We start from the raw sequence: 22,523 nt of genomic DNA, 5'->3' as shown, positions 1-22,523 counted from the left end.
TCATGAGCAAAATAACCCGATCAGCACGAGGGCAGCAATGTCAGGTACGCATGCCCGGTATTTGTAACGGTAATCCTGAAACAGTGGTTTTCGCTCATTACAGGCTAGCAGGTAGTTGCGGTACCGGAATTAAACCTAGTGATCTATTAGGCGCGTATGCATGCAGTGCCTGCCATGATGAGGCGGATAGAAGAACAACGATACTGGATGTAGAAACCGCGAACCTGTACCACGCAGAAGGCGTACTGAGGACGCAACTGCTATTGAATGCAAATAATCTGATACAAATAAACTGAGGTAGAAAAATGGAATTTGAAAGAGTTGACTTTACGCACACTGGCTGGTTTTTGTTTTGCCCTATATACATCAATCCAAATTTTGAAAATCCGGAAATACACCATAGATATTACCTTTCATGGCTGCTGGATATTGCTATCGTAATATTTAACAGCCTGATCGTACCTCTGTATGCATTAAAGGCTCAGTATTCAAAGCAGCCTGTATGGGTTAATCCTATATGCGGAATAAAAGAATTAAAAAAGCCAGTAACGTTTTTCGTAGAGAAAGATGCAGATGCAAGTTAAGCCGGCCATGGAGAAAACATGTATACATCAATAGATCACATGCTGTGTGAAGTGTTTTTCATAAAAAATACACTAATCATGGGTAAAAGTAATTCAGCGCGCATTGAGGAATGGATTAAATCCAGAGGCGTAGTAGATAGAAGTGAATTGGGTTTAAGCCAGCATGATAATCATGCTAATAGCGTTATAATTTTAAGTCGGGCAAAATTAATCCTAAATAATGTCGAATGGAGCCTATTAAATGCTCATTATGGGAATGATTTATCTGGCATTATAGATTTAACTAATTTTATAACTAGTAATACAAGTGGATTAACCCTGCTTGAGTGCGACGCATTACTAGAACACCTTTTCTTGACTAAAAGCATGCTTAAACAAAGAAAGATGCGACAAATAGATATTCAAGATAGGTTTAATTGGAGTAAAGGCAGATTATTTAGAAAGATGGCTAAAGTTAGAAAACAGGTTAATAGGTTATACAACGACTGTATAACAAAGCTTGAAATCGACATGGAAGAGCTTTTAAGTAAATAAATGTAAATATATTAATTTAAGCCTGATTTTGCTTGAAAAAAGCGGGGAAATAATTTATCATTTTGCTATTATTCGGATAAGACATAAGATAAAGAAATATAAATTTTATTCGCGAGATTTAATACCATATTAACCAGCCAAAAAGGCTGGTTTTTTATTGGGTTAAGTATAAAATTACTTATATTACATATGATATTTATTTATAGCGGGTTGGCTAATAGCTAATCCGCTTTTTTGTTGCCTTTTAATTGGGATAAGCGGTAATTATGGTTAGCAGTTCAGTAGCAAAGATATTCAAACAGGCACCATTGCCTTTTATTGGGCAGAAAAGATATTTTATTAAGTCATTTTGTGAGGTATTAAATGACAATATTCAAGGATTAGGTGATGAGTGGACAATAGTCGATGTGTTTGGTGGCTCAGGCCTTTTATCACACCAAGCAAAGCGGTTAAAACCACACGCAAAAGTGATTTATAACGACTTTGATAATTATGCGCAGCGGTTGAAACATATTGATGATACAAACAGATTAAGGCAACAACTTGCAGAGGTTTTAAAAGGAATCCCTATAAAAAACAAAATAGATCCAAAAACGCATTTTTTAGTTATTGAAACAATCAAAAATTTTGATGGATTTATTGATATTGATTGTGTTTGGGCTTGGCTATTGTTTTCCGGAAATCAAGCAGAAAGTTTGAATCAAATTTACACACAACCTGTTTTATATAACAGGCTACGTAAAAGTGATTATCCGGATGCAAAGGATTATTTAACGGGTGTTGAAGTAGTATCAAAGTCATTTGATGAATTGTTACCCGAATATGTCAACAATGAAAAAACATTATTGATACTAGATCCGCCGTATTTGTTTTCTGAACAAATAAGCTACCGTAAGACTAAGGATTTTGGATTGGTTAGCTTTATAAAACTAATGGAATTAATACGCCCGCCATTTATTATGTTCTCAAACTATCGCAGTGAAATATTGGATTATTTTGATTATCAGATTAAACGTAATGACGAACGATTTTTAAACTATAAATATACATCAATTTCAGCACCGTTAAACAATGTTGGTTTTTACAGAGATAATATGATTTATAAGTTTTAACCTGCTGGTGTATGTATATTAACCGGCAAAAAGAGACAAGCCTAACGCGCGCGCGAGGGCTTTTTTATTGGAGATAGATATGACAGAACTTAATACAGCCCTGAAAGACTCTAGTACTGGACTATCTGATAATTCAGATAAGACAAAGCAATTTAAATTTCTGTGGGAATTTGCTTTGAATCATATCGCAAATATTTTTAAAGAAGCCGGAACTATCGAGGGCGATAGTTTTGAGTGGAAAAGAATTCAAGAATTAATTAATAGAAAATATGCTGAAGTTAAAGAGATTAGTGACGTTCTTTATTATTTTTGTGCTGAGAAAATTAAGGAAACCGGAGTCCTAATCAGAACTGTAGGGTATCCCTATATTCTGGAAGATATTTCGATAAGCATTACCATACCACTAGATAATCTATTGTGCGAACGTATAAAGTTAATTGACTTAAAATCTTATGAAACTGGTTATCCATTGTTAGCACAATGCGAGGGGAAACTCCCGCGACTTATCTTTAATAAATCAGATTTAGAGCGTGTACTAAATGAGATGATAACAAATAAGCAGGTAGCCTCTGAGTTACGGGCATGGAAACGTAACAATTAAGCGTGTAGGCTTGTTATTGGAGTATGTAATGAATAATAATCTTGTAGATTACAGAAAAGCCTTTTTTGAAGCTTTAAAAAAAGAAGAATACAAAGAAATAATATCAATAATTGAGAAATTTATTATCGATATACAAAGTATTCTAGATGATTACCACTTGAATATATCTATTGTAGTGCCGGCGCATCATGGTTTAATGCCTGAATATCGGGAGCATTTTTGCATTAAGGTAAAAAATACAATAAATGACGCTATAGTTACGCTGATAACTTTTACTACAACAAACGGCGGTTATCCGGTTATGGCTTCATATATGACGGACAATAATGCGCAATTAGTGGAAAAAATAGACAATAAAACAGAATTAGAAAATTTGTTAATTAAGATAATTGAGAGGCCGTCCACGGTAAAAACTATCCATTCTTTAATACATAATACGAAAATTATAGAATATTATGATACTACAATAATAAAGAGAGAACAGGTTGTATGACGGGCTGAATAATATTCAGTCCGTTTTTTGTTGGTGTTGTATTTTCAGGGTTAAGTAGTAGTTTATGACAGGTAGTAAAAATTTAGTGGTAGTGTATCAGGATGTAAAACAAATTAACGCGTATGAGTAAATAGAGAAGGCATAACATGGCAAGACCAACAGGCTACAGGCAAGAGTATGCCGAACAGGCACGCAAACTGTGTCTGTTGGGTTTTACTGATAAGCAGCTAGCCGATTTTTTTGATGTAAACGAAAGCACGATAACAAGATGGAAGCAGAAATACCCTGAATTTTGCATGTCCATAAAAAAGGGGAAAGTTGTAGCAGATGCCCAGGTCGTTGATTCGCTATATAACAGAGCTACGGGCATGGAAGTAACGGAAGTGGAGGTGCGCGATGATGGTAAGAAAAAGGTTAAGCGCGTAACTAAGAAACACATCCCGCCTGATACTACCGCCCAGATATTCTGGTTAAAGAACAGACAGCCTGAACTATGGCGAGATAAGCCCACAGTCGAAAATCCAGCACAGGAGGCGGTACCGGTGCAAATTATCGTGCAGACCGTGGACGCAAGAGCAAATAATGACAACGATCACACCGATACTTAATACTCCTCAATCCAGATTCTATAACCTAAATAAAAAATTCAGGGCATTTGTTTCAGGTTTTGGCGGAGGAAAAACATGGGTTGGCGGATCTGCAATGTGCGCGCGTTTCTGGCAGTTCCCTAAAGTTAACCAGGGTTATTTTGCTCCGACATACCCGCAGATAAGAGATATTTTTTTTCCTACTATAGAAGAGGTGGCGTTTCAATGGGGGCTCAGGGCTGATATTAAGTACGCTAATAAAGAGGTCGATTTTTATGAAGCGGGGACCAACATCTATCGCGGCACAACAATATGCCGCTCAATGGATAAGCCCGATACCATTGTCGGCTTTAAAATTGGCCATGCTTTAGTTGATGAGCTGGATACGCTTAAAAAAGAAAAAGCCCTCCAGATCTGGAATAAAACAATCGCCCGTCTGCGTTATAAGATCCCCGGCTTAACAAATGGCATAGATGTAACCACAACACCAGAGGGTTTCCGCTTTGTTTATGAGCGGTTTGTTAAAGATATCAGAGAAAAGCCGGAGCTGGCGCAGTTCTACGGATTAATACAGGCAAGCACTTTTGATAACGTTGCCAATCTGCCTGATGATTATATTTCCTCGCTATATGCCAGTTATCCCCCTGAACTAATCAAAGCGTATTTAAACGGGCAATTCGTCAATTTAACATCAGGTGCGGTTTATAACTGCTTTGACAGAGAGGCAAACAGTACTACAGCCACGATAAAAGAGGGTGAGCGGCTGCATATAGGCATGGACTTTAACGTACTGAAAATGGCTTCGGTTGTTTACGTTTTGCGCAATGGGATTCCGTATGCAGTTGATGAACTGGTCAACGTGCGGGACACGCCGGAAATGTGCAATTTGATTAAAGCGAAGTATCCCGACCATAAGATTGATATTTACCCGGACGCCAGCGGACAGAACACCAGCAGCAAAGATTATTCAAAGTCTGATTTATCGATAATCAAAAAAGCCGGGTTCTCTGTCAAGGTCGGGAAATCTAACCCAGCCGTTAAAGACCGGATTAATGCGACTAATGCCATGCTGCTGAATGCAAACAAAGAAAGGCGCATGTTTGTTAATCCGCAAAAATGCCCGCGTTTTACAGAGGCGTTAGAGCAGCAGGCATATGACAAAAACGGTGCGCCTGATAAATCCAGCGGTATCGATCACGTGATAGATGCCGGCACGTACCCGATTGCGTATTTATACCCAATACAGAAACCGGCACATGGCCGGCATGATCTCAGGATATAGTTATATGAGTAACAGCCCAGATTTTAAGTCCGGAATAGTCCGGCATATGCACGGCATTAATGAAAAGATTAACGCTTTATTAGGCGGCACCCAGGCGATGCGTCATGCCGGTGCAAGGTTTTTGCCTAAAGAAGAAGCCGAAAGTGCCGAAAAATATAAGCGGCGTTTAAAAATGTCTGTGTTATATCCGGCTTACGAACAAACAGTAGCGCAGATGGTAGGCAGAACATTTGCCAAGCCGCTGATTATCGAAAAAGTAGCCGATAGCCTGAAAGAGTATTTAACAAACTTTGATCTGAAAAATAACAATATTGATGTGTTTTGCTCAAAATGGTTTTATGACGCAATGGCACATGGTGCCAGCTATGTAGTTATCGACTATCCCCCCGCGGATGGCAATAACACCATCGCTGACATTAAGCGGCTAGGATTGCGGCCATATGTCACGCATGTACCCTTTAATAGCGTATTAGGCTGGCGTAGTGAAATCAGACAGAACATAGAGGTATGTACACAGTTCCGTTACCGGTCGGCTGTATTAGAACCTGATGGTGCTTTCGGCGAGAAAATAACTGAGCAAATTACCGTTATGACACCGGGCAAAGTTACCGTGTACCGGAACGGGGAAAACGGCTGGACACTGCATTCTGAAAAAGAGCTGAGAATAGGCGGCAAGCCGCTGGATTATGTACCGGTGGTTGCTTTCACACCAGAGCGTATAGATTTTTTTGCCGGTAAACCGGTTTTAGAAAACCTGGCTGAGTTAAATATACGCCATTGGCAGGCGCGCAGTGATCAGGATTATCTGTTGCACTTTATCAGCGTACCGCTCATGTATTATTCAGGTGACCGTGAGGTATCCGAACTCACCTCAGGCGTTGGTACCATGCTGCAATTAGGCACAGATGAACAGATAGGCTATATTGAGCATAGCGGGCGCGCTGCTGAAGCAGGCTGGACAGGGTTAGACCGGATTGAATCTGATATGAGAGTTGCCGGTGCTAAACTGCTGACCCGTACCAAACTGGCTATGACTGATTCGCAAGCAAAAGAGGAACAAAGCAAAGAAATCAGCCTGCTGCGCCATTATGCAAATTTATTTGAAAGCGCGATAGACAGCGCATTAGATATGATGTCTGGGTGGCTAAGCAGTAACGAACAGAGCCACGTTGAAATTAGCGGTAATTTAGAAGCAGATGATACCGTTGAGGGCATGAATGTGGTTATCACATTAAACACCAATGATATCGTGAGCAAGCAGACCGTTTTTGAAGAGGCTAAGCGGCGCGGGGTTATTTCCAATCAGGCGGAATGGGAAGAGGAAAAGAAGCGTCTAGAAGCTGAACAGGACGCTATAAACGTGCCTCTAATGGATTTTAGCGATGACAACCGACCAACAGATAGCAAATGATCTGATAAAACGCCAGCTTGATACTATCCGCGTGGAAATAGGGTTAGAAAATGATTTACAGAGGCAGATTGGGCAGTTAGAGAAAAATATTGAAGCCCTGATTGCTGGTGTCGATTTAACTGCACTGAATAAAACGCAGTTAAAGCAGTTGCTGAAACAAATCGAACTGGCTATTGATGATTTTTACAGCAGTTGTGAAGAACAAATACAGCAGACGATAAACGACATAGGCGACAATGAAGCACGCTATCTGCCACGTTTGTTTATATCGGCTACGGATGGCAACAGCGGAATTAAACATCTCTCAGATGCGCAGATAACCAGCCTTACGGCTGGTATTTTATTAGGCGGGCTAACCTTAAAAGAAACATTTGCCGTACAGGAAGCGCAATTATTCAATGCAGTTAAACGCCAGATCAGAACAGGTGCAGTCGATGGGGTGATACCTGAGCTGGCTGGTATTTTCAAAAAGACCAATAACTGGATTAAGGCGACCGTACCTACAGCGACCGGAGCAATCAGGAATCAGATTATTTATGTCTTTGGTCGTATTAATAGCAAGGTGAAAGGATGGCAGCATTATTCAATAATTGACGAAAGGACATCAGCAATTTGTTTTAGTCGTAACCATTTAATATGGGACAAAGATAAACAGCCTATCGGGCATGATCAGATTTTTCAGCTTCCGCCTTTGCATTGCCGGTGTCGCAGCATTGTGCTGCCGTTAACCGATTTGCAGGCAGAATCCGACGGAATGACAAACGAAAAATGGATTAATTCCCGCTCTCTGGCTCAGTTGCAGGAACAATTCGGCAAGGGAATCGGCAAAATGCTGAAATCCGGCGAGGTAACCATCGCAGACATTGTTAAAAATGGTGGTTTGCAACCGATGACCCTTACAGAATTAAAAGAAAAGTATCACTAATCATTTTTTTATTTAACGACCGCTTCGGCGGTCTTTTTTTATGTGAACAGGAGATGAAATGCCTCTGCAATTAAAACTTGATGACGCCGGTCATGTCGTTGTGCAAGACGGAAAGCCGGTATGCGTAAACGAAGACGGAAAGGAAATACCCTACGATATAAATCAAGCTAACAACAAAATCAAAGAGCTTTGCAACGAAGCCAAAACCCACAGAGAAGCCAAAGAGGCAGCCGAAAAAAAGCTCAGGCAGTTTGATGGCATTGAAGACCCGGAAGCTGCGCGAAAAGCTATCGAAACGTGTAATAACCTTGATAGCAAAAAACTGATTGATGCTGGTGAGGTGGAGCGAGTTAAGGCAGAAATAAACAAGGCGGCGAATGCCAAGCTTGAGGAAGCAAATAAGGCAATAGAAACAATAAAGCAGCAACTCTACGATGAAAAGATAGGCGGCAGCTTTGCCCGTTCAAATTTCATTAAAGACAGTCTCGCTATCCCTGCTGATATTGCTCAGGCAGCTTTCGGCAGAAATTTTACCGTGGCAGGTGACGGCAGGATTATTGCTAAAGATAACAGCGGCAATGAGATTTACAGCCAGATCAACCCGGGCGAACCCGCCGCTTTTGATGAGGCTCTGGAAATTCTGGTGGGCAATTACAAAAACAAAGACAGTATTTTGCGCAGCAATCAGGCAACCGGTGCAGGTACTTCTTCTGCACAGACAAATATAAGCGGGCTACCTGCCTCACTGGCAGATTGTAAGACAGACGAGCAAAAAATTGCCTACATGCAGTCTAAACTTAATTGATAAAGGATTTTATTATGGATGTAAAAGTTTTTGATACGTATACGTCTTTAGCTTTAACAGAATATCTGGCGCAGGACGTAGATAAATTTAATGAAGCATCAAAAGGAACAATTAAAATAGAAGTACAGCCAACTAAGGGTAATTTTGATATTAAAGCCAGTTTTGCCTCAATTAATGGAATTACCCGCCGGCGTAACGCCTATAGCAGCGATAACATCGAACGAAAAAGACTATCACAGATTCAAAATGTTGGCGTTAAAGTGGGTGTAGGCACACCAACTCTGGAATGGACAAAACAAGAATATCTGTGGACGCAGCAAAGCCCGGAGCTGGCATCAACCATAATCGCAGAACAGCTCAGTAAAGGTGTACTCGGAGATATGCTTAATACCGGTCTGCTTGGGCTTTCAGCTGCGCTTAAAGTGCAGGAGGATGTTTTTTGCGAGAGTTCGCCAGATATACAGGGATTAGTAAATGCGGCAGCAGCTTTTGGTGACCGTGCCTCTGCCATTAAGGCATGGGTAGTGCATTCTGGTTTTTCTAATCAGTTAATCAATTATGCCTTGCAAAATAACTATCATTTATTTTCTTATGAAACAGTTAATATTCTAAAAGACCCGTATGGTCGTACATTTATTATTACTGATTGCCCTAGCTTAATCGAAATGCAGGGTAAAACTGCACAAAAATATTTTGCAGTAGGGTTAGTGGAAAATGCCATCAAGATTAGCCAGAATGCTGATTTTAATTCTGAAATTATCCCTGAGTTAGGTAAAGAAAATATTGGATATAACTATCAGGCTGAATGGTCATATAACTTAACTCTAAAAGGTTATGCATGGGATATAAAAAATGGCGGTGCCTCACCTACCGATACAGCAATAGGTACTGGAATTAACTGGTTGAAAACTGCAAGCAGTATTAAAGATACTGCCGGCGTTATTCTTCAAGCAGAGCCTGAATATTGATAGAGGAGCATTGAACGTGTCTATAAAATTATATTTCACTACAGATTTATCAGCGGAAAATGTAACAAGACTGAAGCAGCAGGGTTATTTAATCCGTGATCCCAAAGCGTACCATTCTTCTGATGCAATTGAGCTATGCGACGAAGCAGCCGGAGAAGTACCGGAGCCATACAAACAATTTGTAAGGCAGGAGGAAGCTGTAAGTGATACCAGCAAGGATGCAGAGGGAAACAGTACGCCCAATACGGTTAAAGAGCTGAACGAAGCCTTACTGAAACTGGGTGTGGAAATACCGCCGGCAGCCAAGAAAGCCGAACTGTTAGCTTTGTATCAGCAGCATACGCAATCGCAAAATGCGGGCGATGGTGAGCAGAATGATCAGGGTACCGAGTGATAGCTATGTCAGCATAGAGCGGGCGGACGCTTATCATTCTATTCGCCCGTCGCAGGCGGAATGGGCGGCACTGGAGACAAGCCAAAAGGAATTGCGGCTTGTTGCTGCTTCGGATTACGTAGATGCCTGTTATCAGTTGCGTAATGACCTGAATCGGAAGATGCGGGCAGGAGACGAGGCTGTTATTGAGCCGGTATATAAAGCCGTTTGTGAGCTGGCGTTAAAAAACGGGCTGTTTGATAACGGTGAACAAAAACGGCGGGCAGTAACAGTGGCTGATATCTCAGTTACGTATAGTGACAGTAATGGCCTGCGCTTTGAGTATGTAGATGCATTACTTGCACCGTATATTAAAAGCAGCTTTAACCAGATACCGGTATATCGGGGGTAATATGGCTTTTGATTATAAAGAACTTGGGATTATTGCTACTGATCTGTTAAAAGAGTTCGGACAGCTTATTACTATCACGCGAAAGACTGATGAGCAGTATAACCCTGCAACAGGCAGTAATCAGCAGACAATAGAGACTTATACCGGCTATGGCTGCGCTTTTCATTACAGCAACAATGAAATTGACGGTACGCGCATTTTAACTGGTGATATGGTGGTATTGTTGGAAAACATAGCAACCACACCCGTTATCGGCGATAGCGTACTGGTTAACGATATGGAAATGCGTTTAATCAGTATTGAACGTGTAAGCCCTGCCAATATTGATGTGATTTATAAATTGCAAGTGCGGCAATGAATACCTTTGCTTCTCAAATAGAAGCAATGCTGAATAAGGCGCGCAATAAGGCTGATAATATCGTTTCAGAAGCTGTACTGGATTTGCAGCAGCAAATAGTTGATGCCACACCTGAGGATACAGGGCAGGCTAAATCTAACTGGTTTGTTGAAGCGGATCAGTGCAGCGGCAAAACAACCAAAGACACCAGCCAGGGCAATTTAGCGGAAGCCAGACAATTGCTGTCGCGCCTGAAAAGCGGTAAATCCCGTCCTGCCTATTATTATTTGTTCAGCAATTTGCCCTATATCCGCGTGCTGGAGTACGGGCTATATCCTAACCCGCCCAAAGTTCCGACAGGCAAAACGGTTAACGGTTACTCTACTCAGGCACCGCAGGGCTTTTTCCGTCTTACAGTTGCCGGATGGCAACAGACGGTACAACGAATTGCTGAGGCAAAGAAAGACGAATAATAATGCTATTCAACCATATCAGTAACGCGCTGGAGCAACGGCTTGCCGCCTTACCCAACGCACCACCTGTCTACTACGACAACCAATCCCCTGCGACACCACCGTCAGGGGCTTTTTTTATGGCTAAAAACCTGCCTAAACCGACCGTTATCGACACATTCGATGCCACTGAAATTTACAGTGGCATTTTTAGTATCAACATTTATACGCCGGCGGGAACAGGTAGAGCAATGGCTGAAAACTATGCAGATGAACTGCATAGTTTTTTCTTTAATAAACGATTTGACGGATTACATACATCTACAGTGAGCTGCTCGCAGGGAATACTGACGGCAACTCATTACGTGATCAATGTAAGTGTCAGCTATCGAGCATTTACGGAGTAAATATGGCGACATTAGCAAGGGAAATCCCGACAGGCGGACTACCGATAATGTTTTATTTTTTTAATTCGCAGAAAAATGACTATGAAGAAAAAGGGGTACAGCTTTGTGGTCATGACGGGATAGATTTTAAAGATGGTAAAACAGATGAATATGACACTACCGATTGCTGTCAGGCTGCAACCGGTAATAAATCATCTATTGCCGGTGCTAAAGAGAATGGAACACTTACGATTAATCTTAAGCGTTTTGATCCGCGACAACCGGCTTTAGCCGCATACATGAAAGCATTAGTTAACAGTAAGTTTAAGATCAAAGTATTTTACTGCGACGCTGATGCTGAGCATATCGATGCGGATGTTTGTACCTATTTTTGTCAGAAGAAAGTAAATCCAAACTGGGCAAGTAAACTAGGTCAGATTCTTGAGGGTTCAATTGATGTAGCAACAATTGCCGATGCTGTATGGACAACAGAAAACTATACACCGGAAACGCCAGCAACCCCTGAAACATCTGAAAATCTTAGTAAATCCTCAAAATCCAAATAAACCCAAGCCGCTTAAAAGCGGCTTTTTTTCCGGAGCTAAATAAATGAAACCAGTAAAGAAAATTGATTGGACTAAACTTTACAACACTGAATATAAAGAAGTGGAAATTGATGGACTAGGCACCATCAAAGTAAAAAAGGAAATGAACGGTAAAGACTTGATTAATTATTTTGAGCAAGCTGACTCAGGGCAAAATGGCACCGCTACCAACATGTTTGCGGCTGCTTTTGCTATCCATGCTTTAGTTGTGGATGATGATAACAATCCAGTTTTCAACAGCGTTGATGATGTTCTGAAACTGCCGTCCAATACGATTTTATCGATAGCCGGTGCGATTAACAATATTCCGATGCTATCCGACGGACAAGTCGAAGAACAGGCAAAAAAATAATGAAGCAGCCCGTGCGCCGAATGCTATTAGTATTGTCGCGCGAGCTGCATAAACCATTATTTGAAATAATGAGCTGGCCGGAAAGTGAAATCTTAGACCAGATTGCTTTCAACCTAACGCAAAACGAAGAGTGGTGCATAGAATATGAGCGGGAACAGATTTTAAATCTGCCGGCAAAAGAACGCGCTGCCTTAGCTAAAGCAAGGATGAATTAATTTATAAGGTAAATAATATGAGTTGTTGCGGTAAAAAGCCGGCAGCAAGTGCCTTTGTCAGGGCTAAAGATAAATGGAATGAATATGCCGAAAATTATCGGCAGCATTTAGAAATTTGCGGTAACTGCATTGAGTTAAGACGCTTCCATTCAGTCGTTCCGCTTGGGACACCGGCTACAAAATTAGACAATTGCCGTATATGCGGCTGTGTGATTCTGTTAAAAGCCGGTTTTTCTTCACAACACTGTCCAATCGGGAAATGGTGAATATGTTTACATTTTGGGCAAATCCGGAAATGACGACCGAGGTGACCAGTCCTTATCCTATTGTTTATAACGGTACTGGCTCAGTTGATATTGTTATGTATTATGGCAGCAATGATGCTGATGAAATACTGACATCAGCTACCAGCGAGCCGATTACCCTGATGCCGATCAATAAGCTGGAAAAATGGGAATCAGCCAGGTATTACAAAGTGGGCGATATTATCGAGCCTGTTATTGCCAATGGGCAGATGTATAAATGCACCATTCCGGGTACCAGCGGGGATACTGAGCCTGAATGGCAAACCAAGCCGGCAGCGGTTATCAGTTCCGGAACTGCTCAGTTTATCAGTTACGGGGCTAAATTTGTCTGTAGCGATGTAAAAATGGCTTTAAGCAGATCAGGGCTTGATATTGCGGATGCGGGCGGCAGCATTAGTCTGGGGCAAAGCATGCGTGGCGGCGCACCTATAGCCATATATATACGCGTTACAAACAGATTTAATGATTTACGCAGTGACACCACTGATCCTTGCATCAGTATAGGTACTAATAAAGTTATTCTGACTAAAAGACCCATATAGCCATGTTAAATAATTCCGGACTAAACAGTACAGTGCTGGCTACTGAGCACATGAGCAAAAACGAGCCTGTAGAATTGCTTGCTTTAGCGCAGACAGTAGAATCACGGCAAGAATCCGGCATGTTGCTGGATTTGGCTCAGACTGTTATCAGTGTTCAGGAATTGGAAACAAGGCTGGATCTGGCGCAGACAGTCAACAGCGTGGTTGATTCTATTCTGCTGGATTTAGCGCAGACGGTAATCGGAAATGCTGATTTTGCACCGATGCACGGCTCCCAGTCTATAGGGATGGAAGGCTTAAATTACGCGGTTAAAGTATATATTAACGGTGATGAGCTTGACCCGTGCAGAATGCTGCGCAGTTGTGAGATCAGTTATTCAGAGGGCGAATCCGCAAAAGCGACGCTGTACCTGAAGGAAGATTGCGGTCAGGTCGATATGTATCTCTACTACAATCAGCTGATTACCATTTACGCCCAGAACGAAAAATACACTTACCCGCTATTTACGGGCATTGTTGATATTCCAGATATCGATTTTATGAAACGGATGCGGACAATAACCGCCAGCAATGACCGGAGTAATGCAGTCGAAAAACTCGGGGCGGATACTGTACGCAAAATAGGGTACTGGTGTGAAAGCGTTTTTGGGGAGTTAGATCAATACGATTCACTGAATGCCGAACTTACGGACAGATTAAGCACCATTCCTGCTTCTTTTGATTTTGATCCGCGTGGGCAGGCTGTATTAACACCATGGAAGCCAAAAACCAAGCCGGACTGGGTGTTATCAAATTGCGACTGTTATTACCGGCAGTTTAACTTCAAACTTGGCGGAGCTACATCGTTAATAAATCAGGTTGAAATTGAAGTACATCACCAGTTCGACCGCTTGTTTCACCGGGAAAATTATTATAGCTACAATTATTGTGGCTTTCAGTCTGACATAGATTACGTTGTTAATGTTCGTCATGAGGGACCGCCGCCTAAATTTGATGATATTTACAGCGCCGCCAGCAGTGGCGGGTGGCTGGTCGGTAATTTCCAGACAAAAGGAACACCGCCCAGCGGCTGGTATGGCACGATTTATTTTAGTGCCGCAGATTATGAATATGATTATCAGCCCACAGGCAGCAAAGATGCGAACGGCAACCCGATTGTCAATGTGGTGCAGGTCGCGAAAACTAAAGCAAAAGGTGATTTATATGCAATGTGGGCAAACTGGAGAGCCATGCGACGCTGGAAACAGGCAGTGGATGAGAAGTACCCGATTGTAATTAAAAATACCGCATCAATCCGTTTGCATGGAGTTAAAAGCGAAAAATTAAGCTACACCATCAAGCATGATGCGGATAAAAGCAAACTCGCCAGAAACTGGGGAAATGAAAAAAAATATTTCCTGCCAAAAGGCGAAAGGCAACCCAATGGCGATTACACCATTAATGTCGATGAGGTTATCCCGAATGAATTCGCCCGTGCTATGCAGGTTATTTACCAGGCAGCATATACAAAAATTCTGGAATCACATCGGCATAATGAGCTGAGTTTAATTGCCAAATTTGCGCCCGCGATTACTTTAGATAATACAATTTTTGTCGATACGGATAAATTTACCGGCAATGTAAAGGTTAAAAGCTATACGCATAAATTTAATTTCCTTTCTTTGCTGGGGGAAACCGAGTTAACCGGAGCCTGTTATGTTAATCCGCTTAGTAACTCTTCGAAACTAACCGCATTTCCTAATCCGCCATCACGCCCTAAGTTGCCTTTAGCCAGTTATAAGCCCTATATCAAATTAAACGATTATGTAGTGCCCTATGGTCAGCAAATTATCGAAAATGATCCGGACGAGGACATAAACCCAGAAGATAGAGAAGAAGAAAAACCGCAAGACCCGAATCACAGCGAAATAATTATCGGCTCAACACCGTTCAAGCTGTATGAATGTCAGGGATATGTACGTATAGAAACGGGCTATTACTACCACGATAAAAAGGTCAAGCGCGGTTATGCTTTTCGTATTCAAACGCCGGATATAGAAGAGGCAAGTACTGATACAGCGGAAGTCGATGCCGGGGAGACAAGTATTGAAGTCGATGTACCGGACGGTAATATTGACGTGTTTATGAGGTGTTATTGATATGAGTAACAGGCAATTGCAGGAGAATTTAAAAAAGCTTTTAGGATTAAACAACCGCAATGAAAAGCCAGCAAACCGCCCGCGCGTTCTTGGTGGCTCAAGCGTCGCAAAAATGCCGGCATCAGAAAAAGCACCGGATATCTGCGCGCCGCCATCAGCCATGCTCCGGTTTGATAATCAAGGCACCCCTACTGCTAAATCAGCCCGTATTATTGACGGGCTTTTTGATGTCAACACGGGTCGTCAGGTGCGGATATTTCTTGATCCGTCTGCTTTTATCTGTGAGAACGTAACTACGTCCTCAGAATATATCTGGTACAAATTGCAGATCAAAGAGAAGCTGACGACCAGACAGAAAACCATGATAGGCGATTTAGACAGTCCGGTTTTGCAGGGGAACAAATGGAGTACCTATCTGGATGTGTACGGCATTTTTACCATGCCGGACAATTCGACTATGAGCTTTTTAGACAGCAATATTAAACAGCTTAAGATCTTAAACCGGACAGCAGTAAATGCGCCGGTTTTTTTCTCAACCGTACCGCTTAATCAGCAGCTTATTGAGGAGAATAAGGATAAATATAAAAAGGCAGTTACCGAAATCGCCAGTTATTTCAATAACAATATAGACGGGTATACCGGTAAATATGTTACCCAGAGACTGTCCAAACACAAAACCAATACCTGCATTATGGAAACAGCCTATGTATGGCCGCCGCAAATAGTTGACATGCTTAATGATTTCAGCAGTTATCTGAATCTCGATTTATCCAAGAAACAGGACGGATTTTGTAAATGGGTCAGCAATGCTGATAATCTGTTTTATACCACCGGAGATAAATTTGATTATTCAGGCGGCAGCTGGTACTGGGGTATAAATCCGCCGGACAGCAAAGATTACGACAGCCGCTGGCGGTTTGCCGATGATTTAACCTATGGCGCAGTTTATTTGCTTGCCAGACGCAATCTGAAATTACAGGAAACCGGCACACTACAGCCATTAAATGAATGGTATATCAACAGTTATGACGATGCGAAAAAAGGCACACAGTTTGCGGATGTGGCTGTATCCCTGTATTACCGCCCGCGCTATAAAGAGGATGGCAAAACCCCGACCGCCGAGGCGGATTACGTCTTACAGGGAACGATTGAGCCTAAGGGCAATAAATATCTGTGGAGTGTCGATATCTGGCCGGATGATGCGATCATTGAAATGCGCTTCAGTCCGATAACAGGCAAATTTATGCCTCTGCACCCGCTTAATCCTGAATTACTTCCGAATAACCTTAATAATTTAAGCGGACTGAATTTACAGGACAACAAAGATAATCAGTACAGCCTGACTTTAAGCAATGCCGGTTTTTTATTAACCAGTGCAACGGCGGGTAAATCGTGGCTGATTGGTTACGATGACTACATACTTATCGAAAAATAAGAAAGTGTAACATGCGATGCTATATAAACAATTTTAGTGCCACACTGGTTGAAGGACTGAACGAAAACAAAAACAAAGCCTATTTGATTTTAGATGATCAGGCGATGCAATTGCTCACTGATACCCTGACCATAAGTGACGGCAGTTTTTTTATTCGTCTGACCCTGCAAAACGAAGACGCAACAGTGTTTGAGCTTATCGACGTTTACAAAGGCTACCGCGGCGACCTGTTTATTCTCGGCGGCGGCAGAGAGGGTACGCAGCCGGCAGCGTGGCCGGCCGGTACGCGGGTTTTGTGTGCGGCTACTGCCGGCAGTTTCCGTGATACGGCACCCACCCGCACAATCGAACGCTATCCGGAAAATTCCGCAATCATCATTGAAATTGATTACCGCGAGGGTAAATCGCAGCAGATTAATTTAATGCATTTTTCTAACAAGCCGAAGAATTATTCTGTTTATTTCAGCAATATGCAGGACGGGGAAAATATGCTGCTGGAACTGCCGGCCGGTGAACTGCCGGTATTTTTAAACGCTGACGTATTAGGGGTGCAATCATGAGTACATTAGTTCAGGTGTTCAGACATAACGGCTGGTATTATGTGCAGCCGCTGGGTAAGCCTGGTGTCCGGATAACCGCCTATTTTCCATTCACTGCCAAGCAATACGAAGATAAAACTGTTTTCCTGGATGAAATCACCGGACAAAACAAATATCCGCTAAGGGCAATTGAATTAAAGAATTTATGTCACCGGATTCACGGCAACGATAATGCCTTGCTGATCAATAAATATACAGGTGAGACGTATCACGACAAGATTTTCGGCAGTTCAAAATCGCTATTGTTTGGTAATGCGCTGACCATTCGCATTAAGCCGGGACATTTTGAAGAATACCCGATGATACTGGCTGTGCTGTATGGCAAAAAAGGCGATTCTTACGGCAAGGACGAAATGCTGATTATTGCTGTTCAGAATTACCAGCTTGTCACTTATTACTATAAAGAAAATGGCGATTACGATTCCTTAAAAAAAACCGAAACCGGTTTTTATATTAATAAAGACGATAAATGGACAAGTATCGGGCTTAATTTCCGCAGTGAAACCGGCTACGGCTTAGCCGGTGCGTATTCTATGCGTACAAGCAAAGCAAATCTTAATATCACTCCGTTACAGGAATTCAGTCATTTATGGCTGTTCGGGATGATGACTGAATCAGATGTTTATTGTAATGAGGATGAGCATGAATTGTTGGTTTTTCAGGGCGGGATTGCTAAAGCCACCGTTTACAGCGCATGTTTCGATTATGAGGGATTCGCTGCCATTTTTGACGGGGACGAATACGACGACAGCGAGGATCAGGGCGAAATTTTAATAGATGCTCCCAGCGGCGGACTAATCGCAAAAATCTATACCTCTGTTACGAGTACTGGCGGCAGTCTCCCCGGCGGCGGCAGTACAGGAGGCGGCGGTAATACAGGAGGCGGCGGTAATACAGGAGGCGGCGGTACCGGTAATGGGAACGGCGTGGATATCGGCGGCTCAGGTACGCAAAATCCGATAGGTTAAAAACGGAGTAAATGAATCATGGCTTTTAAGTTATACACTGATAAAAAGATGGAAAACGACGCCTGGACGCTTTCATATAACTATAACAGTACCGGCAGCATTGATACGCTGCTGTATTTTGGCAGCCCGAATCCTAAAGAAACACTGACACCGGCAGAAGATGAACAGATAACCCTTACACCGGTTAATACAGCTACGCCATGGGAGCCTAATCAGGTTTATTCTATTAATCAGATTATTGTAAATCCTGCCGGTATCATGTTTCGCTGTGTTACCGGAGGAAAGGGCAGCGCAGACGAGCCTGTATGGTGGCAAGTTGGAGGCGGCCGCATCGGTAGAGCGACATTCATGTGTCTGGGTCCTATGTTCCGGCATACAGATATTAAGCTTGCTTTAAACAAAAGTGATCTGGACACCGCAAAAGGCGGTGAAGGTATTGATCTAGGTAAACAGTTACAGGGCGGTGTCGCCATACCGGTTTATATCCGTGATACCAATAACTCATATGAGCCACGCAACGATACATTAGATGCCTGTCGCGGGCTGGAATTGAATAAAACAATTACCACAACGGACACCACCGATTACTAATACTGTATTAAAATGTAACCTTTTGTCGGCAAAGCAAAAGGGTAAGTAAATGGGGTTTAAGAATCTATATGCGCTTTTAGGAGTTGCGCCAACTGCAACAGAGACTGAGATAGTAAAGGCAATGCGGCAGTTGGCGCAGCTTCAATTAGTATCTTTAGAAGATCTGAAGCTTTGTAAAGATACCCTGTTAAATCCTGAGGCGCGCAAAAAATACAATGCGCAGCTATTTGCTGAATATCCGGAGGTGTTAGAGGAGTTAACTAAACCAAAAGAGCCTGAGGCTAAGCCTGAACCTGAAAAAAGGAATTTAAAAACTCGGGGCAAACAAAAAAATAACCGTAAATTATGGGTATATTCTGCCATTTTCATATTAATTGTTTTGGCTGTAGCATCAGGTATAGCTTATACATATTATATGCCGAGATTGGAGGTTAAAAACGCAGTAAAAGATCTATTAAAAGATCCGGAATCAGCAAAATTTTATGATATTAGAAAAATTAAAAATGATAAGACGGTAGTTTACTGTGGCGGGGTTAATGCAAGAACTACTGCGGGGGGTTATGGAGGTAAAAACCGCTTTGTTTATCTGGTAGAGAAAAAAGAGGCGGTTATCATTCCCAATGAAAGGCCTGACGATGAATCTGATGAAGTCTATTATAGTTCTCTATGGCGTGGGGGATGTCAAGAATCTAGTCTTAATTCGGCACTTGGAAAAGCTGAAAAGTGGTTAGAATTACATAATAAGGAAAAAAAAGCTAAAGAAAAGAGAGACTCATTTTCTTGGGAGTCAGAACAAAGCGAATATTTAGAAGCAAGTAAGGAGTATCTTGAAATAAACGAAGAAGCAAGCAAATTGAAAGAGGAAATTACAATTTATAAATAAATTTTCTTATATGTAAATATTCTATATTCTATTTTATGGCAAAAATGCCCGTAAAGATTCGTATTCTTTGCGGGCTTTGTTATTCAAGGAGTGTATATGAAAGCTATTAATTTCACACCCAAAGGATTACGCAAAACCATGTGGACGGCTACGTTAATTATTCTGATGATTATAATTGCGTGGAGGTTGCCTGAGATTATCAGCGCAATTAGATAATCGATTGGTCGAAAATCAGGGTTATATATTAATTTCCTCGAAATCGGGGGAAATTCAGGAAAAGGCAGACTTAGTAATATTATATATTTTTAAAATCAATATCATATTCGCTTGCCAAATTTGGCAAGCAATAAGACTATATTTTGCTCCCCGAAATGGGGGAGCAAAATGATTGAGGTGTAGATAGAAGTAGTAAGGGAAATCTCTCAACTTTAAGATAGCAACTACTTTAATCTTCTAATTGACAAACTGGTTGAGACTTGGCAATATTGAATTAAGAGGTGTAGAAACCTTGAAAAGCCGTATCACGACGGATATCGTGATTTTTTGTGTCCATGATTCTATCAATGTCTACTAATCCAATTGACATATGATTCCTTTATGGCCGAGAGGGTGAAGAATACAAGACCCGCAAGGGGAATAATTCCAGCCTTACTTTTCAGGTTTTCTAACCTCTTGGCCACCCATTAGGGTTAATTTAGAAAATTGAAAAGGAATCTATCATGAACACTTCTTTTTTAGTCCCCGTCTTTTCTGGCAGTTTTAATACCCAAACTGAACTCCTTTGTAATGCGCGTGATTTGCACAAAGCTTTGCAGGTTGGTCGAGACTTCTCAACATGGATTAAGGGAAGAATTGTAGAGTATGGCTTTGTAGATGGAGTGGATTTTATTCGCTCGCCAATTTTGGCGAGCGATCTAAGTAACTCATCTAATGGGAATAATTCTAAACGAGGCGGACAAAACAAAATTGAATACCATCTAATTTTAGACATGGCTAAAGAGCTGGCGATGGTAGAAAAAACTGAGGTAGGTCGTCAGGTGCGAAAATATTTTATTCAATGTGAGCGTGAAAGATTTGCTGGAACGCAAAATATAGTTACCAGTAACCAGAACAGTAAACCGGACAGCCGCTATCCAACATTGAATAAACGGCAGCAATATTTGATTAGACAGGCTGTACTAGATAACGTTGCCGAAACCGCTAATACATTTCATTCCGTGTATAAAAAACTCTATACTAGATTTAATGTATATAGATATCAGGATATTTTAGCCAAAGATTTTGATGAGGCAATTGAACTTTTAGGTGGCGTCGTTAATCCAATCGATAACCTGCCTGTATTACCCAGTATCAATCAAAACGGACGCTGGTTATTAGTTGTCAGGAATAATCAGATAGCCGAAGTTAAAAGTTTAAAAGACTACATCTGTATAAATAAAAACAGATGCATTTAAAAATGCTTATTATTTAATTCTGTAACAAAATAAAGCCAGCTAGGCACTGGCTTTATTTTTAAGTATTGGACATGAAATTTAAAGAAGTTAATATGAAGACTGATATAAATATGCTAGCAATGCGTTTTGCTGTTATCCGTTTTATGCCTCACATCCAAACTCGCGAATTTGCGAATGTAGGAATTATTTTAATTTGCCCGAACACTGGTTTTTTCGATTATAAATTAGAGATTGAATACCAGCGTTTAAGTTGTTTTTTTAGATATTTCGATGCTAGTGTTTTTAAACAGGCATTGATTTCTTTTTCTGATGAGTTAGATAGAATTAAATATAGTTTAGAAAAAAACTTCTATAAAAAACCAGAAAATCTTCGAGCATTACTAGATCATCTGGCTAGACCCAGAGATGCAATTATTTGCACAAGCGATATAGGCATCACAACAGGGTTAAGTGAGCAAAAAGAATTAAATCATCTTTTTGGTTATTATATTGGACATAGTTTTGCTGAAAAAAGTTTTTAAATTGATTATTTGATATGGAGATGGATATGAAAATGATGATTAAAGCTTTTATTGCCGGTATAAGTTCCGCCTTTGACATATTTTCAACAACTCAAGTTAAATCATATAAAAAATTTAGTACAAATAATCAGTTGAATGGATTTAGTGAGGATGCTGAATCCCTACGGAATGATATGAAAACAATAGGCGATGATTTCAACCTTGCAATAAAGGATTTGAAATTATAAATTATGAATAATAATTCTCATAAAGAAGTGAAAGATTTCATTCAGCTTAAAGTAATTCAAATCAATTAAATCAAGCCAGCCATGCGCTGGCTTTTTTATTGCAGCCTAAGGGCTGCTTTTTTTTATTGGAGTCTGCTATGTCTGATATAGCTGAATTAACCGCCAAAATCAGTCTGGATGATGCGCAGTTCATTAGCGAACAGCCGCGCATCATAAATTTGTCCGAACAGTTGACGATCAAATTTGACAAGATTGTACAGGCTGTGGCGGGCTATGCAAAAAAACTTAATAGCACCTCAGTAGAGGTAAAAAAATTATCGCAAACTCAAAGCAGCTTTGTATCTTATGTCGATAATGCCTCTGTTTCTCTGTCTAAAGGTGCTGATAGTGTAAGCAAAGCGTCTGCACAATACGTGAGATTCAGGG

The 22,523-nt window shown here is 41.2% G+C and carries 32 protein-coding genes; all 32 read left to right on the top strand.

Translation table 11 applies throughout. From position 1 onward, the window contains the following. Positions 1-2: 2 nt before the first annotated feature. On the top strand, positions 3-296 hold the full coding sequence (locus GY065_RS10355; protein WP_174834062.1) for a DUF1364 domain-containing protein: 294 nt from the start codon (positions 3-5) through the stop codon (positions 294-296). A 9-nt stretch (positions 297-305) separates the two neighbouring features. Further along, positions 306-584, top strand: a complete 279-nt coding sequence (locus tag GY065_RS10350; protein ID WP_174834061.1) for a hypothetical protein — start codon at positions 306-308, stop codon at positions 582-584. Between the two features lie 18 nt (positions 585-602). Next, positions 603-1,118 carry a hypothetical protein gene (locus GY065_RS10345; RefSeq protein WP_174834060.1) on the top strand — a complete coding sequence of 172 codons (516 nt, stop codon included), beginning with the start codon at positions 603-605 and terminating at the stop codon, positions 1,116-1,118. 266 nt (positions 1,119-1,384) lie between these two features. Further along, a complete protein-coding gene (locus tag GY065_RS10340; protein ID WP_174834059.1) occupies positions 1,385-2,230 on the top strand; it encodes a hypothetical protein in 846 nt (281 codons plus the stop codon). 79 nt (positions 2,231-2,309) lie between these two features. After that, positions 2,310-2,831: a hypothetical protein gene (locus GY065_RS10335; RefSeq protein ID WP_174834058.1), complete on the top strand. Its 522-nt coding sequence runs from the start codon at positions 2,310-2,312 to the stop codon at positions 2,829-2,831. Between the two features lie 28 nt (positions 2,832-2,859). Next, positions 2,860-3,324 (top strand): hypothetical protein, encoded by a 465-nt coding sequence (locus GY065_RS10330; protein WP_174834057.1) that lies wholly within the window; start codon positions 2,860-2,862, stop codon positions 3,322-3,324. Positions 3,325-3,470: 146 nt separating this feature from the next. Next, positions 3,471-3,932 (top strand): helix-turn-helix domain-containing protein, encoded by a 462-nt coding sequence (locus tag GY065_RS10325; protein ID WP_174834056.1) that lies wholly within the window; start codon positions 3,471-3,473, stop codon positions 3,930-3,932. Then, entirely contained in the window at positions 3,907-5,193 is a 1,287-nt protein-coding gene (locus tag GY065_RS10320; protein ID WP_174834055.1) for a terminase large subunit domain-containing protein, read from the top strand. The genes GY065_RS10325 and GY065_RS10320 overlap by 26 nt, the downstream gene beginning before the upstream one ends. 4 nt (positions 5,194-5,197) lie before the next feature. After that, entirely contained in the window at positions 5,198-6,604 is a 1,407-nt protein-coding gene (locus tag GY065_RS10315) for a DUF4055 domain-containing protein (RefSeq protein ID WP_174834054.1), read from the top strand. Continuing rightward, the gene (locus GY065_RS10310; RefSeq protein ID WP_174834053.1) at positions 6,576-7,529 is read left to right on the top strand and encodes a hypothetical protein; all 954 of its coding nucleotides are present in this window, start codon (positions 6,576-6,578) and stop codon (positions 7,527-7,529) included. The genes GY065_RS10315 and GY065_RS10310 overlap by 29 nt, the downstream gene beginning before the upstream one ends. A 58-nt stretch (positions 7,530-7,587) precedes the next feature. After that, positions 7,588-8,334: a DUF6651 domain-containing protein gene (locus GY065_RS10305; RefSeq protein ID WP_202984081.1), complete on the top strand. Its 747-nt coding sequence runs from the start codon at positions 7,588-7,590 to the stop codon at positions 8,332-8,334. 14 nt (positions 8,335-8,348) lie between these two features. Next, positions 8,349-9,302 (top strand): major capsid protein, encoded by a 954-nt coding sequence (locus GY065_RS10300; RefSeq protein WP_174834052.1) that lies wholly within the window; start codon positions 8,349-8,351, stop codon positions 9,300-9,302. Positions 9,303-9,318: 16 nt separating this feature from the next. After that, complete coding sequence (locus GY065_RS10295) at positions 9,319-9,696, top strand: hypothetical protein (RefSeq protein ID WP_174834051.1); 378 nt, start codon at positions 9,319-9,321, stop codon at positions 9,694-9,696. Beyond that, entirely contained in the window at positions 9,677-10,087 is a 411-nt protein-coding gene (locus GY065_RS10290) for a DnaT-like ssDNA-binding protein (RefSeq protein WP_174834050.1), read from the top strand. Before GY065_RS10295 ends, GY065_RS10290 begins: the two co-directional genes overlap by 20 nt. Position 10,088: 1 nt before the next feature. Next, the gene (locus GY065_RS10285) at positions 10,089-10,445 is read left to right on the top strand and encodes a hypothetical protein (protein WP_174834049.1); all 357 of its coding nucleotides are present in this window, start codon (positions 10,089-10,091) and stop codon (positions 10,443-10,445) included. Then, positions 10,442-10,897, top strand: a complete 456-nt coding sequence (locus GY065_RS10280) for a hypothetical protein (protein WP_174834048.1) — start codon at positions 10,442-10,444, stop codon at positions 10,895-10,897. Before GY065_RS10285 ends, GY065_RS10280 begins: the two co-directional genes overlap by 4 nt. Before the next feature lie 2 nt (positions 10,898-10,899). Then, positions 10,900-11,283: a phage tail terminator-like protein gene (locus GY065_RS10275; RefSeq protein WP_174834047.1), complete on the top strand. Its 384-nt coding sequence runs from the start codon at positions 10,900-10,902 to the stop codon at positions 11,281-11,283. Between the two features lie 2 nt (positions 11,284-11,285). Beyond that, positions 11,286-11,828 (top strand): hypothetical protein, encoded by a 543-nt coding sequence (locus GY065_RS10270; protein ID WP_174834046.1) that lies wholly within the window; start codon positions 11,286-11,288, stop codon positions 11,826-11,828. A gap of 43 nt (positions 11,829-11,871) precedes the next feature. Continuing rightward, entirely contained in the window at positions 11,872-12,219 is a 348-nt protein-coding gene (locus tag GY065_RS10265; RefSeq protein ID WP_174834045.1) for a hypothetical protein, read from the top strand. Next, positions 12,219-12,434, top strand: a complete 216-nt coding sequence (locus GY065_RS10260) for a hypothetical protein (RefSeq protein WP_174834044.1) — start codon at positions 12,219-12,221, stop codon at positions 12,432-12,434. Before GY065_RS10265 ends, GY065_RS10260 begins: the two co-directional genes overlap by 1 nt. A gap of 17 nt (positions 12,435-12,451) precedes the next feature. Continuing rightward, the gene (locus GY065_RS10255; RefSeq protein ID WP_174834043.1) at positions 12,452-12,700 is read left to right on the top strand and encodes a hypothetical protein; all 249 of its coding nucleotides are present in this window, start codon (positions 12,452-12,454) and stop codon (positions 12,698-12,700) included. Positions 12,701-12,702: 2 nt separating this feature from the next. Then, positions 12,703-13,281, top strand: a complete 579-nt coding sequence (locus tag GY065_RS10250) for a hypothetical protein (protein ID WP_174834042.1) — start codon at positions 12,703-12,705, stop codon at positions 13,279-13,281. Positions 13,282-13,283: 2 nt separating this feature from the next. Next, on the top strand, positions 13,284-15,419 hold the full coding sequence (locus tag GY065_RS10245; protein ID WP_174834041.1) for a hypothetical protein: 2,136 nt from the start codon (positions 13,284-13,286) through the stop codon (positions 15,417-15,419). A gap of 1 nt (position 15,420) precedes the next feature. Next, on the top strand, positions 15,421-16,854 hold the full coding sequence (locus tag GY065_RS10240; protein WP_174834040.1) for a hypothetical protein: 1,434 nt from the start codon (positions 15,421-15,423) through the stop codon (positions 16,852-16,854). An 11-nt stretch (positions 16,855-16,865) separates the two neighbouring features. Next, the gene (locus GY065_RS10235) at positions 16,866-17,414 is read left to right on the top strand and encodes a hypothetical protein (RefSeq protein ID WP_174834039.1); all 549 of its coding nucleotides are present in this window, start codon (positions 16,866-16,868) and stop codon (positions 17,412-17,414) included. Next, a complete protein-coding gene (locus GY065_RS10230) occupies positions 17,411-18,421 on the top strand; it encodes a hypothetical protein (RefSeq protein ID WP_174834038.1) in 1,011 nt (336 codons plus the stop codon). The genes GY065_RS10235 and GY065_RS10230 overlap by 4 nt, the downstream gene beginning before the upstream one ends. Positions 18,422-18,439: 18 nt before the next feature. After that, complete coding sequence (locus GY065_RS10225) at positions 18,440-19,012, top strand: hypothetical protein (RefSeq protein ID WP_174834037.1); 573 nt, start codon at positions 18,440-18,442, stop codon at positions 19,010-19,012. 49 nt (positions 19,013-19,061) lie between these two features. Next, positions 19,062-19,895 (top strand): hypothetical protein, encoded by an 834-nt coding sequence (locus GY065_RS10220; RefSeq protein WP_174834036.1) that lies wholly within the window; start codon positions 19,062-19,064, stop codon positions 19,893-19,895. A 719-nt stretch (positions 19,896-20,614) separates the two neighbouring features. Beyond that, positions 20,615-21,349 (top strand): antA/AntB antirepressor family protein, encoded by a 735-nt coding sequence (locus GY065_RS10215; RefSeq protein WP_174834035.1) that lies wholly within the window; start codon positions 20,615-20,617, stop codon positions 21,347-21,349. Positions 21,350-21,420: 71 nt separating this feature from the next. Further along, positions 21,421-21,870, top strand: a complete 450-nt coding sequence (locus tag GY065_RS10210; RefSeq protein WP_174834034.1) for a DUF3037 domain-containing protein — start codon at positions 21,421-21,423, stop codon at positions 21,868-21,870. 26 nt (positions 21,871-21,896) lie between these two features. Continuing rightward, positions 21,897-22,097: a hypothetical protein gene (locus tag GY065_RS10205; protein WP_174834033.1), complete on the top strand. Its 201-nt coding sequence runs from the start codon at positions 21,897-21,899 to the stop codon at positions 22,095-22,097. 137 nt (positions 22,098-22,234) lie between these two features. Next, the coding region (locus GY065_RS10200) for a hypothetical protein (protein WP_174834013.1) at positions 22,235-22,523 on the top strand (289 nt) is incomplete at its 3' end.

It is taken from the genome of Snodgrassella sp. ESL0323, assembly GCF_013346865.1.
GTDB classification, from domain to species: domain Bacteria; phylum Pseudomonadota; class Gammaproteobacteria; order Burkholderiales; family Neisseriaceae; genus Snodgrassella; species Snodgrassella alvi.
The sequence above is the reverse complement of the archived record's forward strand: the minus strand, read 5'-3'. Positions and strand labels throughout refer to the sequence as shown.

Bases quoted from the DNA above. Each gene is read 5' to 3' on its own strand.
- GY065_RS10355 (WP_174834062.1), top strand. From the start codon at position 3: ATGAGCAAAATAACCCGATCAGCACGAGGGCAGCAATGTCAGGTACGC.
- GY065_RS10350 (WP_174834061.1), top strand. From the start codon at position 306: ATGGAATTTGAAAGAGTTGACTTTACGCACACTGGCTGGTTTTTGTTT.
- GY065_RS10345 (WP_174834060.1), top strand. From the start codon at position 603: ATGTATACATCAATAGATCACATGCTGTGTGAAGTGTTTTTCATAAAA.
- GY065_RS10340 (WP_174834059.1), top strand. From the start codon at position 1,385: ATGGTTAGCAGTTCAGTAGCAAAGATATTCAAACAGGCACCATTGCCT.
- GY065_RS10335 (WP_174834058.1), top strand. From the start codon at position 2,310: ATGACAGAACTTAATACAGCCCTGAAAGACTCTAGTACTGGACTATCT.
- GY065_RS10330 (WP_174834057.1), top strand. From the start codon at position 2,860: ATGAATAATAATCTTGTAGATTACAGAAAAGCCTTTTTTGAAGCTTTA.
- GY065_RS10325 (WP_174834056.1), top strand. From the start codon at position 3,471: ATGGCAAGACCAACAGGCTACAGGCAAGAGTATGCCGAACAGGCACGC.
- GY065_RS10320 (WP_174834055.1), top strand. From the start codon at position 3,907: ATGACAACGATCACACCGATACTTAATACTCCTCAATCCAGATTCTAT.
- GY065_RS10315 (WP_174834054.1), top strand. From the start codon at position 5,198: ATGAGTAACAGCCCAGATTTTAAGTCCGGAATAGTCCGGCATATGCAC.
- GY065_RS10310 (WP_174834053.1), top strand. From the start codon at position 6,576: ATGACAACCGACCAACAGATAGCAAATGATCTGATAAAACGCCAGCTT.
- GY065_RS10305 (WP_202984081.1), top strand. From the start codon at position 7,588: ATGCCTCTGCAATTAAAACTTGATGACGCCGGTCATGTCGTTGTGCAA.
- GY065_RS10300 (WP_174834052.1), top strand. From the start codon at position 8,349: ATGGATGTAAAAGTTTTTGATACGTATACGTCTTTAGCTTTAACAGAA.
- GY065_RS10290 (WP_174834050.1), top strand. From the start codon at position 9,677: ATGATCAGGGTACCGAGTGATAGCTATGTCAGCATAGAGCGGGCGGAC.
- GY065_RS10285 (WP_174834049.1), top strand. From the start codon at position 10,089: ATGGCTTTTGATTATAAAGAACTTGGGATTATTGCTACTGATCTGTTA.
- GY065_RS10280 (WP_174834048.1), top strand. From the start codon at position 10,442: ATGAATACCTTTGCTTCTCAAATAGAAGCAATGCTGAATAAGGCGCGC.
- GY065_RS10275 (WP_174834047.1), top strand. From the start codon at position 10,900: ATGCTATTCAACCATATCAGTAACGCGCTGGAGCAACGGCTTGCCGCC.
- GY065_RS10270 (WP_174834046.1), top strand. From the start codon at position 11,286: ATGGCGACATTAGCAAGGGAAATCCCGACAGGCGGACTACCGATAATG.
- GY065_RS10265 (WP_174834045.1), top strand. From the start codon at position 11,872: ATGAAACCAGTAAAGAAAATTGATTGGACTAAACTTTACAACACTGAA.
- GY065_RS10260 (WP_174834044.1), top strand. From the start codon at position 12,219: ATGAAGCAGCCCGTGCGCCGAATGCTATTAGTATTGTCGCGCGAGCTG.
- GY065_RS10255 (WP_174834043.1), top strand. From the start codon at position 12,452: ATGAGTTGTTGCGGTAAAAAGCCGGCAGCAAGTGCCTTTGTCAGGGCT.
- GY065_RS10250 (WP_174834042.1), top strand. From the start codon at position 12,703: ATGTTTACATTTTGGGCAAATCCGGAAATGACGACCGAGGTGACCAGT.
- GY065_RS10245 (WP_174834041.1), top strand. From the start codon at position 13,284: ATGTTAAATAATTCCGGACTAAACAGTACAGTGCTGGCTACTGAGCAC.
- GY065_RS10240 (WP_174834040.1), top strand. From the start codon at position 15,421: ATGAGTAACAGGCAATTGCAGGAGAATTTAAAAAAGCTTTTAGGATTA.
- GY065_RS10235 (WP_174834039.1), top strand. From the start codon at position 16,866: ATGCGATGCTATATAAACAATTTTAGTGCCACACTGGTTGAAGGACTG.
- GY065_RS10230 (WP_174834038.1), top strand. From the start codon at position 17,411: ATGAGTACATTAGTTCAGGTGTTCAGACATAACGGCTGGTATTATGTG.
- GY065_RS10225 (WP_174834037.1), top strand. From the start codon at position 18,440: ATGGCTTTTAAGTTATACACTGATAAAAAGATGGAAAACGACGCCTGG.
- GY065_RS10220 (WP_174834036.1), top strand. From the start codon at position 19,062: ATGGGGTTTAAGAATCTATATGCGCTTTTAGGAGTTGCGCCAACTGCA.
- GY065_RS10215 (WP_174834035.1), top strand. From the start codon at position 20,615: ATGAACACTTCTTTTTTAGTCCCCGTCTTTTCTGGCAGTTTTAATACC.
- GY065_RS10210 (WP_174834034.1), top strand. From the start codon at position 21,421: ATGAAATTTAAAGAAGTTAATATGAAGACTGATATAAATATGCTAGCA.
- GY065_RS10205 (WP_174834033.1), top strand. From the start codon at position 21,897: ATGAAAATGATGATTAAAGCTTTTATTGCCGGTATAAGTTCCGCCTTT.